12 protein-coding genes are annotated in these 14521 nt (G+C 35.2%); 5 read left to right on the forward strand and 7 right to left on the reverse strand.

Features of this window, described 5'->3' with window-relative positions; genetic code table 11:
- Position 1: 1 nt before the first annotated feature.
- Together FGL66_RS08560 and FGL66_RS08565 are read right to left on the reverse strand one after the other, a co-directional pair.
- Positions 2-640 (reverse strand): hypothetical protein, encoded by a 639-nt coding sequence (locus FGL66_RS08560; RefSeq protein ID WP_180809397.1) that lies wholly within the window; start codon positions 638-640, stop codon positions 2-4.
- 102 nt (positions 641-742) lie between these two features.
- Complete coding sequence (locus FGL66_RS08565; protein ID WP_180809398.1) at positions 743-1282, reverse strand: GNAT family N-acetyltransferase; 540 nt, start codon at positions 1280-1282, stop codon at positions 743-745.
- A gap of 124 nt (positions 1283-1406) precedes the next feature.
- Between FGL66_RS08565 and FGL66_RS08570 the strand changes: the two genes are divergently transcribed.
- Positions 1407-2411, forward strand: coding sequence for an oxidoreductase (locus FGL66_RS08570; protein ID WP_180809399.1), 1005 nt, complete (start codon positions 1407-1409; stop codon positions 2409-2411).
- Positions 2412-2619: 208 nt separating this feature from the next.
- Positions 2620-3648 carry an NAD(P)/FAD-dependent oxidoreductase gene (locus tag FGL66_RS08575; protein WP_180809400.1) on the forward strand — a complete coding sequence of 343 codons (1029 nt, stop codon included), beginning with the start codon at positions 2620-2622 and terminating at the stop codon, positions 3646-3648.
- Positions 3649-3812: 164 nt separating this feature from the next.
- Here FGL66_RS08575 and FGL66_RS08580 read toward each other — a convergent pair whose 3' ends face one another.
- From FGL66_RS08580 to FGL66_RS08595, 4 genes are all read right to left on the reverse strand, one after another.
- Positions 3813-4238, reverse strand: coding sequence for a DUF2871 domain-containing protein (locus tag FGL66_RS08580; RefSeq protein WP_180810509.1), 426 nt, complete (start codon positions 4236-4238; stop codon positions 3813-3815).
- A 115-nt stretch (positions 4239-4353) separates the two neighbouring features.
- Entirely contained in the window at positions 4354-4962 is a 609-nt protein-coding gene (locus tag FGL66_RS08585) for a YcnI family protein (RefSeq protein ID WP_180809401.1), read from the reverse strand.
- 19 nt (positions 4963-4981) lie between these two features.
- Complete coding sequence (locus tag FGL66_RS08590) at positions 4982-6229, reverse strand: copper resistance CopC/CopD family protein (RefSeq protein WP_180809402.1); 1248 nt, start codon at positions 6227-6229, stop codon at positions 4982-4984.
- Positions 6230-6424: 195 nt separating this feature from the next.
- Entirely contained in the window at positions 6425-8080 is a 1656-nt protein-coding gene (locus tag FGL66_RS08595) for a Na/Pi cotransporter family protein (protein WP_180810510.1), read from the reverse strand.
- Positions 8081-8358: 278 nt separating this feature from the next.
- Here FGL66_RS08595 and FGL66_RS08600 point away from each other — a divergent pair, with 278 nt between their 5' ends.
- On the forward strand, positions 8359-9297 hold the full coding sequence (locus FGL66_RS08600) for a magnesium transporter CorA family protein (protein WP_180809403.1): 939 nt from the start codon (positions 8359-8361) through the stop codon (positions 9295-9297).
- A 51-nt stretch (positions 9298-9348) separates the two neighbouring features.
- On the opposite strand, the gene FGL66_RS08605 is transcribed toward FGL66_RS08600, so the two are convergent.
- Entirely contained in the window at positions 9349-10800 is a 1452-nt protein-coding gene (locus tag FGL66_RS08605) for a sucrose-specific PTS transporter subunit IIBC (protein WP_180809404.1), read from the reverse strand.
- Positions 10801-11375: 575 nt separating this feature from the next.
- Between FGL66_RS08605 and FGL66_RS08610 the strand changes: the two genes are divergently transcribed.
- Together FGL66_RS08610 and galU are read left to right on the forward strand one after the other, a co-directional pair.
- Positions 11376-13502, forward strand: coding sequence for a helix-turn-helix transcriptional regulator (locus FGL66_RS08610; protein ID WP_180809405.1), 2127 nt, complete (start codon positions 11376-11378; stop codon positions 13500-13502).
- 146 nt (positions 13503-13648) lie between these two features.
- Positions 13649-14518 carry a UTP--glucose-1-phosphate uridylyltransferase GalU gene (gene galU / locus FGL66_RS08615; protein WP_180809406.1) on the forward strand — a complete coding sequence of 290 codons (870 nt, stop codon included), beginning with the start codon at positions 13649-13651 and terminating at the stop codon, positions 14516-14518.
- The last annotated feature ends 3 nt before the right edge of the window (positions 14519-14521 follow it).

A 14521-nucleotide genomic window follows, 5' to 3' on the forward strand; every position in this document is an offset into this window, starting at 1 on the left:
TTTATTGACGATACGCAGGGTCAACAATCTTAGGCGTTCCTGACTCATCTACTGTAACAATTGTATATGTGCCTGGATTAGCTTGATTTAAAAAACTAAAGATATACATATTAAAACCATCTTCACCCTCTAAAGCGTAATCATTATACGGATTTTGGTAACCATTAAATTGATCCACTTCAGCTTGTGCTTTGTTTAATGCATCTTGAAAATTCGGTAAAGTCTGTAATGCCTGCTGTTCATCAATAGGCACACGCACTAGATTTTGTGCAATCGGTACTACGTTTTGTCCTTGATGCGGTTCATTTGCTTCAGCTTGATTTTTAGATTGATCAGATTGTACATGGGTCTGTACACTTGCTTGTTGATCATTTTGTGTAGCGGCTGGTTGATCTTGACGCTCTTTTGAACTATCAGAACTTTGTGCCGTCGTACTATTGGAATTCTCTTCGCTTTGCTGTTGTGCATCATCTTTTTCCGATACATCTTCATTGTGTTTTGTCTGAGTGTCTTTTTGAGTTTGTTCTGTTTGAGTAGCGTTTGTATCCTTTTCTTTTGACGATTTAGAGCTACTATCATCGTTTGAACATGCTGCTAATACGAGGGTTAATGCAAAAAGGCCTGTAAATAATCTTCTCATACATATTACCTCCAAATTTATGAAATGCAGAACTTAAACATATCTTACACTTTTCTATTACTTTTTTATACACAAAACACTAGACTTTGAAACATTTTACTTCTATTGCTGTGAGGCATGCTCTGCAATAGACATTTCCATAATCCAATCTTCTTCTACAAGTTCACCCATAACAAAATCTACTTTTCCAGTTTTTACTAACCCTTGCTTACGATAAAAGTGCAATGCTTGACGGTTCTCAGACCATACGCCCAACCAGATATGCGTTTTCCCCCATTCATGTGCGATTGCCAATGCCTGATCAAACATCAATTGTCCTAGGCGCTGTCCATGATATGTTTCATATAAATATAATCTTTGTATTTCAGCATAATCTGTACCTTTATCAACTGTTTGTGCATCGTTGATATTCAACTTGAAGTAACCTGCTACTTTCCCCTCAACAACTAATAAGTAAAATCTCGAATATGGATTTTCTATTTCTTTTGTTAATGTCGATTCGCTAAATGATGATTCAAAATAGTGCTGAAAGTGAATTTTTTCGTCATATTCTTCAAGATAGGCATCTTCAAATGTTTCAATACTCACTCTACGTAATAAATGTACCTGATCGGCGGTCACACGCTCAAAACGATAGCTCATCTCAATCCCTCCCTAACTCGTTTCTTTTTATTTATACCCAATCTTATCTTTGTTTGCAACAACTCCTTTAACATTGCTATATTTATGTCAATATCACCATTATATATTTAAGGAGAGATTTCCATTGCAAACATTTCAGGCATACGTTTTAAATGAACAAGACGGCACACTTATATCTACATTTGAAAAGCGCACATACGATTCACTCCCAGAAGGTAATGTTACTATTAGAATATATTATTCAAGTATTAATTATAAAGACATGCTCGCTACACAACCCAATAATAAAATCATTCGTCAATATCCTCGTATACCCGGGATTGATTTAGCAGGGATTGTTATCGACTCGCAAGACCCTAACTATCGAATAGGCGATAAAGTCATAGCTACTGGTTACGACCTAGGAGTCACACATGACGGAGGTTACAGTGAAATTACCCGCTTAAATGGGGGTTGGCTTGTGCCACTTCCAGATAACTTAACTTTGGAAGAAGCCATGATTATAGGAACTGCTGGCTTTACAGCTGCTTTGTCTATTCAAGCTTTAGAAGATAATGGACTTGCTACCGACAAAGGTCCAGTACTTGTGAGAGGAGCTTCTGGTGGTGTAGGCTCTATTGCAGCACTTATACTCAATAAGCTCGGTTACACTACGATAGCCAGTTCAAGCAAACCTCATACAGATAAGTGGATGCAGTTACTCGGTGTGCAAAAAACACTGCCACGTATCAACCAAGTGACATCTAAGCCACTCGGAAAAACAGAATGGCAAGCTGCAATCGATCCTGTTGGTGGAGATACTATTGAAGAAGTATTAAAACGAATTCATCCTTACGGCGCAATCGCTTTAAGTGGTAATGCAAGCGGTATTCATTTCTCAAGCTCTGTATTCCCTTTTATTTTAAGAGGTGTGCGTCTCCTTGGTATTGACTCTGTGTATGTTCCAATGCCTCATCGCCAAAAGATTTGGCAGCGCCTTGCATCAGATATGAAGCCAGAACATCTACATGATATCAAACACGTTGTGCCTTTCAATCAACTAGAGACACACTTGTTATCTATACAAAATAAGCAGCATACTGGTCGTATCGTTATCGATATGCAGGCTGGTGATGATATTTTCTATTAGTATTTAAGAGGTCACACTCCCAGGAACAATGCCTTCCGTCTAAATAGCGCGTGTTTCCTAATCATCCTAAACATTTAATCATTTAAAGTTTTCGACCTCGTCTTATATATCTTTATTATTTTTTTAATATAATATAGATCATCGCTATTGATATTCATTCTCATTTGTATGATAATAAACTTATTACTCATTTGAGGGGTGACACTTGATGAAAGATGTAACAATTATTGGTGGTGGTCCCGCTGGACTATTTGCAAGTTTTTATGCAGGTTTAAGAGGGATGTCTGTTCGTTTAATCGATGTTCAACCTGTTTTAGGTGGAAAAATGCAGCTCTATCCGGAAAAAGTAGTTTGGGATATTGGTGGACTCGCCCCAAAAACAAGCTATGAAATTATTCAAGATTTGGTAGAGCAAGGTACACACTTCAATCCACATATATGTTTAAATACAAAAGTTGTAGATATTAAAAAACACGGTGAACAGCACTTTGAAGTGATTAGTGATGAAGGTGCATCTTTCTTTTCGCGTTCAGTGATTATCGCCATTGGGGGCGGCATCATTAAACCACAAACGTTAAATATAGAAGGTGCTGAAAGATTTGAATTGACAAACTTACATTACGTTGTTCAAAAATATGCTCATTTCAAAGGAAAGCATGTTTTAATTTCTGGTTCTGGAAATGCAGCCTTAGACTGGGCACGTGACCTCTCTGATTATGCAAAAAGTGTTACACTTGTGTACCGTAAACAAGATATATCTGGTCATGAAGCTATGGCAAAAATTTTAAGTGAATTAGATGTCCAAAAAATGCCAAACACACAAATTATCCAACTGAATAATACTGATCATCATGCAAATACAATTAACGAAGTCGTTTTAGAGCATACTGAAACACATGAACAAACAACGATCAAAGTTGATGAAGTAATCATTGGACATGGTTTTGAAAGAAACTTAGATTTATTAAAAGATATTGATTTAAATATTAAAGTACAAGACGAACATTTTATAGAAGGTCAAGGCAACTCTCTCACTACAATTCCTGGTATTTTTGCTTGTGGTGATATCGTACAACACCCTGCCAAAGTTCATTTGATCGCAAGTGCTTTTAGCGATGGTGCACATGCTGCTAACAGTGCTAAACAGTATATTTGTCCAGAAGCTCCCAAAAATGGTTTTGTTTCAAGCCATAATGATATGTTTAGAGAAGCAAATAAAAAAATACTACCACGATAAAATAACAAAGTGGGACAGAAAGCTTATTTTATCAAAACTTTCGTAGCCCCACTCGAACAAAGGTGGCTAGAAGTGAAAAATCTGTTAAAACGATTTTACTTCTAGCCACTTACTGCCATTAACGCTCTTATTGCGTATAAATTCTCTTATATCAGCGTTCTGCTCTATATTTCCGATGAATCTCTTGGTTCTTTTAAAATAGCCTGTCTTAGTAAGAAAAAGAGCAGAATAAAACCAGCCGTCACGACAACATGACCAATACCCGCAAATCCTGAAAAAGAAGCCGGAATTTCTTGCCCAGATATTTGCATAAAACCTTTTGCAAACTGCATACTTACTGTTATAAGTACACCAATATTATAGATAATAAAAAACCAATTGAATAAATAGTAACTGCTAATTTTAAATAATTTTTCAATGGATATTAAAATCAAAAAAACAAACATCCCTAATGTTAGTAGATGCGTATGCATCACACTCATTTGTGTTTCTCCTGTAAAGTTATAATGTAGAGTGAGTTCACGATATGCAAATCCACTAAACAATCCTAATACCGTATAAACCATAAATGCATATAATATTCTTTTCATATACTGTTCACGCTCCATATTCACGCTCAGTTTTTCGAGCAAATCTGTATGACGCCACTCCATCACATCATATCACTTTTATCTCTCCATTTATATATAAGGATAACAATGTCTATTAATTGTCAGATTTTGTAAAGTTACCGCGTTTAAACAATGCAATCGCTGATACAATTAATGCAAGTATTGATATGATCCACAGCGCTATCATACCCGTTGAACTTTCAGTATGCGCTTCTGTTGATGATACATTTCCACTATTTTCCTTAACTTCTGTTGTAGGTGCAGGTGTTTCACTTTCAGCATCTTCATCCGTCCAACGCACCACTTTACCATCTTTATAAGTCTGAATTGCGCTCCACTTAAATGTCCCTTCTTCATCAGGATTTGCAACAACAATTGGAAAATCCATATGCTCATGTTTTCCAATCCCTTTACCTGTTGCAGTCCATGTCACTTTTTTAATATTTCCCTTTTTATCTTGCGTAAAGCTATGTTTAAAGCCTGGTACAGGTTCAACTGTTGAAAGCGTCACACCATCAGGCACCTCAAGTTCTAACTTTACTGTATTTTCATCTCGCTCTACGGGTACACGTACATGATACGCTTCATATGATCCTGGTTCACTGACTTGAGGATTTAATGTGACGTGTGCATATGCCGTATATGCTGTACCCATAATGACTGAAAAGAAAATAAAACTCACTAAAACTTTAAATAAATTCATACTATCATGACCTTTCATTTTATAATGGAATTTCGATTTGACTCATAATGATACCTGCTAATATAAGAAACAAACCAATCACGAGCTCGATGTATAACAATGGTTTATGGATACGTCTTTTTTTGTTCATCGCCCAGAATGTTTGAACAGCACCAAGGAGCATTAACAATGTAGTATAAAATAACTTTCCAAACCATAACCCACTGTATGTCGTTTGTTGTGTAACAATCGCTTGAAGTGATGTCGCATCAACAGACATGAGTATACCCGTTATAATAATAAGCAATACAGCAGTAATATTGGACTTAAACAATACATCCCTCAAGATTAGAACATATGAATGTTGATGACGTACACGTGTATATGCCAAGAGATAAGCAAAACTTCCAAGCCATAATGCGATCCCCCCTAAATGTAATGTTCTGAGTACAATCGCATATATAGGCCAAGATTGTGCCCATACATGACCAGATGTTGCTAAACTGATAAAAATCAATACAGGCATAGCATCATACCATATGGTTTCCATATCTTTTAAAGAAAACAAGATAAGTACAATACTGAGTGCAAACATAGATAATATATATGGAAATGCAAACCATGTTGATGTTTTCAATATAAATAAGTCTTGAATCACTTCTTGTGGCAGTGTCATCAAATAAACAATTGTTGTGATGCTTATCAACATAATAAGTATCCAAGCAACACTGCGATATTTTGTTAAAATATGATAGGTTGGCGCACCTTGCTTTGCCATTAAACGATTAACGATATAAAGTCCAGTTAATATCAAGACACTTGCTTGCATCATAAAGCGCAATACACCTAACCACCAAAAAGCATCTGCATAAAATGGTTTACTCGTATCGATATGTGTTGCCGTTTGTTCTCCTACCGAAAAATAATACTGCCCTTCAATTTCATGACCATCTAGTGAAATGGCATCCCATACAGCAATATATGTTCCTTTTTTACTTTTTTTCGTATTAAAGGTGACTTTATCTGAGTAACCTGTTTCTATCGGGTGGAGGACTTCCACTTGTTCACCTCGGTCATTATAAAGTTGTATTTTAGTGTATTTAGTATTTATCGGTTCACTAAACTCTAATGTCAGTATATCTGGTGTTTCTGTAACCACTTCATTGTGTGCAGGTTGTTGCCGTTCAAGTGAAGCATGTGCAGAAACATCATTGACTTGTGCACCCATTATCACTATATAGAGCATACATGCCATGCAAACGAATACCGCCCGCTTTACAATAGTCATATTTTACCTCCATTATTTATTTCGACTTTATTTTAAAATTTTATCAAACTCTTTAGTAAAAACAATCCTTTTTCTCTAACAAAAACACCCTCCACAGTAATAATCATTACGTGAAAGGTGTTTAATCCATGATACATTGAGATTTCAAAAATGTGGAATAGCTATTTTACTGCTCTCTTATCTTCAAATCATAGTTTATGTTGTGACTGGCTCTTCTTCAAACGATACATCGTCATTGAGGCCAACCATAGATTCTGAAATATTTCTTGAATTATAGCCGATGCGTTCTAATACAGAAATCATATCAACATAATATAGACCGCCATCTGTTGAACATTCTCCTCGATTTAGACGTTTAATATGTCCTTTACGTAGTTTATGCTCAATATTAAATGCTTCTTTACTTCGCTCAACAACTTCATCTTTTTTCGTTGTATCATAAACATCTAGCGTCTCTAATGCTTTATCGAATGACTCAGTCACAAAATCAAATAATTTTGTGATACCGCGCTGAGCATCTTCTGTCAAACGAATCTCTTTTTGCCTTTTACGGTTCACTTGATCCATATACTCTTTGATTAAATCTGAGACCTTGAGAATAGATCGATTGACGTCAAACATTACCGCTAAACGTTCAACATCTTTTTTATTGACATCTTTTGTTGAGATACGTACTAAATAACTGCGAATGCTATCATTAATCGTCTCTACAGCTTGGTGCTTTTGTTCTACTTTTTTCAAGAATTTTTTATCTATCTTGTCTGTATCACGTACATCTTCTAACATAGATTGTACGATTTGACCTACATTTTTTAACTCTTTTTGTGTTTCTTGTAAAGCAACACTTGGTGCATGATAAACGAGATCTTTATTTAAATGTTGTGGTTTATAATCTTCTGTAATATCTTTACCCGGTACAATTTTTGTTACAATCCAAGCTAATACACCGACAAACGGTAATTGGATGATTGTATTCGTTACATTAAATGCACCATGAGCAAAGGCAATCGCCATTGCGGGTTTTAAGTGCCATGCTTCCTGCAAAGCACCTACGAGATGGATAACAAGTGGTAAAAACAGTGAGAAGATGATTACACCAATAACATTGAAAATAACATGTACAAAAGCTGCACGTTTAGCCGCTAACGAACCTGCCAAGCTTGCTAACACTGCTGTGACTGTCGTTCCAATGTTATCACCCAATAGCACAGGAATTGCACCATGTAACTCGATTAAACCTTGACCATAAAACTCTTGTAGAATACCGATTGTAGCACTCGAACTTTGAACAAGTGCTGTCAAGCCGACACCGGCTAACACACCATATAATGGATTCGATGACATATCTAACATAATTTGTCTGAAACCATCTAACTCTGCAAGTGGCTTAACTGCTCCACCCATAAACTCTAAACCAAAAAAGAGTGAACCAAAACCAAATAAAATACGACCAATATTATTGATCTTTGATTTTTTGAAGAAGAAAATTAAAAAGGCACCAATTGCCAAAATAGGCATTGCATACTCGCCTAAATCAATCCCGATAATAAATGCTGTAACCGTCGTACCAATATTTGCACCCATAATGACACCAATTGCCTGCTTTAACGTCATAAACCCTGCAGTAACTAAACCAATTGTAATAACAGTTGTTCCTGAACTACTTTGAATAAGTATGGTTACAATCATACCTGCTAACACACCAAGAAATGGATTAGATGTGAATTTATTTAAAATTTCTCTTAAACGGTCTCCAGCAGATGCTTGAAGTCCATCACCCATTACTTTTAATCCATATAGGAAGATCCCAAGTCCCCCTAAAAATGAAAAGATGACTTGTGTCACTGACATTTCCATGATTTCACCTCTATAATGTATTTGTTCTTTTAGATTTAATATCACTTTCAATTTGTTATCATGTATGCTTCACATATTAGTATGACTTCTAAATGTAAATTTAATGTTAAGATGGTGTGAATTTTGTTTTAAGTTACATTTTTATAATGGCTTCATCCATATTTAATCTAGCTTATAAGAACAAAAAATCTATATTTATACATCCTACTTCACAAAAATGGGTATGGTATGATGGAACTATATGATTAGAGTGAGGATTAAAGGAGAATACCATGATTACTGCTTACAAAAATGATGAGACACTTGCTATTGTATCGACAAATAATTGGTCGGAAGCGCAGTGGTTAAATGTCGTGAAGCCTACACAGGAAGAGGCTCAAGCCTTAATAGAATATTACGGCTTTCCAAAAGACTTTTTAGAAGATGCTTTAGATCGCGAAGAAAGCTCTCGTATAGAATATGATGAAGAAAGCGACTACTCTTTAATTATCAGTGATTTGCCAATGAGTAAAACTGGCAAGTATAAATTGAAAAGTTTTACCACTTTACCTTTAGGCATTATTCTTGGTAATGATGTCATCGTGACGGTTTGCGCTAAACCTTTCCAGTATTTTGAACATCTGATCCAAAAACCTATTAATCTTAGATACAAAAGCCAGTTTGCCCTTAAAGTTATGTACGATATGGCAGCACAATACAATAGAAGTCTACGTCTACTCAATAAAGAACAACACCAAGTGGAACTTAACTTGCAACAACGTGTAACCAATACACAGCTCTATCTCTTAAATGAAATCGAAAAGAGTTTAGTGTACTTTCTTGCTTCATTAAAAACCAATGCATCAACGATTCGTCATTTATTCCGTTTACCTGCCATTAAACGTTTTGATGAAGATGAGGAACTCTTAGAAGATTTACATAACGAACATCAGCAAGCAATAGAAACGACAGAACTCTATTTACGCATTGTGGAAAGTCTTTCCAATTCGTATGCCTCTTTATTATCAAACCAGCTGAACACCACTATGAAAACATTGACCATTTTTACTGTTTTACTTACATTACCTACATTAGTGTTTAGTTTTTTTGGTATGAACGTCCCTTTACCTATCGATACACATAGTATGCTATCTTGGGTTATTATTATTGTTATTTCTATTGCTTTAGTCTTAATCATGTTTACCTTGCTATGGCGCAACAACAAATTATAATATTTAATAAAAAAAGTGAGCCCCCTTTCACACAAGGTTGCTCACTTTTTTTTAGAGTTCTTCGACATTGCGATATTTTTTACGTTTAGATAATACAAGTGTTACAACAAAGCTGCCAATAAATGCAATGCACATACCAATGATATAGTGCGTCCATGAACCTGCTGCAATAGAGATGACACCCGGGATACCTGCCGCACCTAATGCCGTCGCTTTAACTTGGAAAAACGAAACATATGCAGCACCAAGACCTGAACCAATCATGGCACCAATAAATGGATAACGCAATTTTAAGTTAACACCAAACATCGCAGGCTCTGTAATACCTAAAACAGCTGATACACCTGCAGCTGACGCAACACCTTTTAACTTTTTATTCTGTTTAATGAGTATAAATGCTGCAAGTGCAGCTGCACCTTGTGCCATATTAGACATTGCCGCAATCGGAAAGATAAAAGAACCTCCTGTTTTCACATGCTCTGCAATTAAAGATGTTTCAATTGCAATAAAACTATGGTGCATACCTGTAATAACAATCGGCGCATAGAATAAACCAAAAATCAAGCCACCAATTGCACCGCCCGCTTCATACAAAAATGTAAGACCGTCTGTTAACCAGTAGCCCATTGTACGTGTAAGCGGACCTACAAATACAAACGTAGCAAATGCTGTAACAAATAGTGCAATTAAAGGTGTTAACAAGTTGTCCAATACTGTTGGCACAATACGACGTAAACCACGCTCTAGCATTGCTAAAATATAAGAAGATACTAAAATCGGTAAAACTTGCCCTTGATAACCGACTTGTGCAATAGACAATCCTAAAAACGCCCATTTAGGTATTGAATCACCGTTTGCTAATGCTTCAGGATAAGCGTAACCATTCATTAACTCAGGATGAACCATAATTGCACCAAGTGCAGCACCTAAAAATGCATTTCCACCGAAACGTTTAGCCGCACTAAAACCGATTAAGATAGGTAATAGCGTAAAAGGTGCACTCGCAAAGATATTGACCATATGCGCAAATTGTGCAAAGTGTGGATACATATCAACTAGAGATTGACCCTCAGCGAATATTCCTTTTGCTGTTAAAATATTGTTCAATCCCATGAGTAAACCACCAGCAACAATAGCTGGTATAATCGGCACGAAAATATCAGACAACATCTTTACAAAACGTTGTAACGGATTCCCCTTCTTCTTTTGTTTTTTTGACTGGGTATCTTTTTGAGATTCCTCTGTTGGCTGTGTTCCACCTCTTAAATTATCGATGGCTTGGTACACTTTATTGACCGTACCTGAACCAATAATAATCTGATACTGATCTGATGTAGAAAATGTACCTTTTACAATATCTAAATCATTAAGTGCTTTTTCATCAACTATTTGTTCATCTTTTAATGTTAACCTCAGTCGCGTGGCACAATGCCCCATCTCTTCAATATTATCCTTGCCACCAATTGCTTCCAATATGACTTTGGCTTCTTTTTCAAACGCCATAAAACCCCTCCTCTATTGTCATAAAACACACTTTTATTACGTCACAAATACTTTTACTACACAAATGGAACCGGTACCAAAACTATCAATTTATATTTTACGCATTTCATCCCACATAATCAATCCTATTCATAGAATTTTCAAGAAAATTTTAAGCATTAGATTAAATGATTAAATTTATGAAGATAATCCTACCTAAAGGCGAACATATGTGCTATATTTTTATTATAATCTCTTTTATTAAATTTATATCCCTCTTCACAAAGACACATCGTTTTTCAACATGCTTTTCGGCTTCTGTTTTTTTACTTATTTTCCTTATTTTTTTACAACTTTTATTCATTCTATGTAATTTATTTAGTGATTTACTTCTTTATTTTATTGCAATGTCTTTTTTTTATATCGATCACCTCTGAAATATGTCGATTTTTTTGAATATGCGACAAATCTATACAATTCTCTATAACACGTTGTGACCTAAGATTAGACGGCTATATAATTAAGGATATTTATTACGTATTTTCAATATTACGTTTAAAAAATAGACGTTATTTTGAAAATGGAAGAGGTAAACTATGAGGGGCATTACTATTGAATTGTTGACGCAACATCAATCTGAAACATATCGCGTACTCAATGAAGTGCAATTGTTGATGTCATTTGAAGGGATACTTGACTTACAACTTAACGGTAAACATATCCATGGCTACAATCGTATCATTATTATCAACAATTTAGATATCGTAAAAATCCAACATGCACAAGCACTCATGAAAATATCTATCCCTATGCATTTTTTCTCTAACTACACCGATGACTATTACTCAGGTTTTTTCAAACAAGAGCACTTTACCTCTCAAAATAAAGTAAAGTCATTGCTTAAACATATCATTAAAACTAATGAAAATGATCGAAATCAAATATTAGTCTATGATGTTTTAAAAATACTGTTTGAAGAAACTTATATGCAGCTTGACACGCTGTATCTACCAGATATCAGAGTTAATAACAAATTACTTAACACGATTTTCCAATATGTCTACAATCATATCGATAGTCCAATCACACTACAAATTTTAAGTGATCACTTCTTTGTGTCAAAATCTTATATTTCAATTTTATTTACAAAGCACTTAAATTATAGCTTTAAACATTTTTTCACAACATTAAAAATTGGTCTCACTTTACACCCATTGCTACTAACTAATGCAACTCTTCAAAACATTGCAGTTCAAAGAGGATTTTCTAGCTACAATAATTATTCTAAGGTCTTTAAATCTTATATGGGGATGAGTCCTGTTGATTATCGTAGCCATTATAAAGAACAGGATGAGGTCATTTCGATAGCATCTTTTGATTTTAAGTTTTTTAATAACTACTTAAACCAAGAACACCATACAGCTTCTTCTGTTCATGTTCCTATTGATTTAAGTGCTTTTATAGAGCCGACATATACACACCAAAGACAACTTTTTCTCGAAATTAATAATATGCATATTTACGAAGCAATTCAAAAAGTGGTACATCCAGCAAGTGGTAATACGCATCAAAGACATTTAACTTTATTTTTTAAGCAACCTACGTTACAAGATATGACATTTGACAACACAATGGATTTAAACCACTTTTGCCAATTAATGGTCTCATACCATATCACATGTAACTTTTATTTTACTTCTATGTCTCATTTTGAAGCATTTGACAAGTTATTGTTACAGCCACTTTTATATATGATTGCTGCCAATCCTAATTCATTGTCATTGGAGTCACTTCAATTTGCAATAACATTGGCATCCTATGACTTTTCTGAAGATGAAATCATGTTTATTAGGCAACATATTCAAAAATATCTACCACACAGTTCAATTGGACTATCTATCGCGTTACCATTGACATCAGCTGATAAGCGATCTATCGGATCACTCAAAAAGTATGATGCGTACTTTGATTATTATTGCTTGCCTTTTGATAAGCTACCTTGGACAAAAGATTGTGCTTCTATTCGTCACATCGAATGTTGGCTTAAACAGTTCAAACAAACAATAGATGATGCGCATACACCTATTGTTTTACTGAATCTGAATGAAAATGTTATGAAGCATTTGTGGAATAACGCTCACGTAGGACTGCCGAATCAATTTTTAGCATTATTACTTCAACTTCCTGCTGATATCTCAGGCATAGGTATCCCGATCGTTTCTTCTGTCAATCAACCTATTGCATATTTTAATCAATACGGGCATCAGCTACCTTATAGTTTGATTTATAATATTCATCAGTATTTTGCAGGTATGTTAAATATTCAAACAGATCACTATCTACTTAATGAGACAAAAGATGCATACTTAATATTACTCTTTGAACAAAATGCACCGATGACAGAAACAAAAGATCAAAAAGCACTTACCTATCATTATCAAATCTTTAGTATGGGCTATTTATCTAAACAACTCGTTGTCACATACACATATGATGATATATATTCCAATGTTATTCATGGTATTGCGCGTGATATTGAACACTATTACTTACCACTTCAAGATGTACAACATGTTCAGCAAACGTTCCAATTGCAACCACACATCACGGTGCATAACTTTCAATATCAAAAGTTACATACGACTTTACCACATCAACAAATTAAACTTTTAAAAATATATAAACATCCTGCAATGCTTAGACAAAGGATAGAAAATGAATAAGTGATTGAGCTGCGTATCGTTCTCCTTCAAACCTATACGTGTATACACTGTTACTACAAATATTATATTAATAGTATTATTCCTCGATACATTTATACTATAATGAGGATGACCCATTATAAGTCATTAAAGGAGGAACGGTTATCATGTCGAAAATAAAAAAAGCCATTATACCGGCAGCCGGTCTTGGAACACGATTTTTACCTGCAACAAAGGCGATGCCAAAAGAGATGCTACCCATACTCGACACACCCACAATCCAATACATTGTTGAAGAAGCATCTCGTGCAGGTATTGAAGATATTATCATTGTAACGGGTAAACATAAACGAGCCATTGAAGACCACTTTGATAACCAAAAAGAGTTAGAAGCAACACTTCGAGATAAAGGTAAATTAGAGCTTCTAGATAAGGTACAACATTCAACAGATCTCGCTAATATATTTTATGTCCGACAAAAAGAACAAAAAGGACTCGGCCATGCAATATGGACAGCAAGACAATTTTTTGGAGATGAGCCTTTTGCAGTTTTGCTTGGTGATGACATCGTACAGTCTGACACTCCTGCAATTGAACAACTCATTCAACAATTTGAAAAAACAGGCAAGTCCATCATTGGCGTCCAAGAAGTGCCATGCCACGAAACACATCGCTATGGCATCGTTTCACCACTCAAAAAGCAACACAATTTATATGAAATCGACCACCTTGTTGAAAAACCCAAGCAAGGCACAGCACCCTCTAACTTGGCGATTATGGGACGTTATGTTTTAACACACGATATCTTTGACTATCTCGATAGCCAAGAAATCGGTACTGGTGGTGAAATTCAACTTACAGATGCCATTGAGCGCCTCAACCAAGATGATCAAGTTTATGCTTATGAATTTGAAGGGAAACGCTATGATGTGGGTGAAAAAATTGGTTTTGTCAAAACGACATTAAGTTTTGCCTTGAAAGATCCTACTATGAAAGAAGAAATTTCAAATTATATGCGCACACTGCTGGATAAATAAATC

Source organism: Staphylococcus sp. 17KM0847 (assembly GCF_013463155.1).
In the GTDB taxonomy this organism is placed as follows: domain Bacteria; phylum Bacillota; class Bacilli; order Staphylococcales; family Staphylococcaceae; genus Staphylococcus.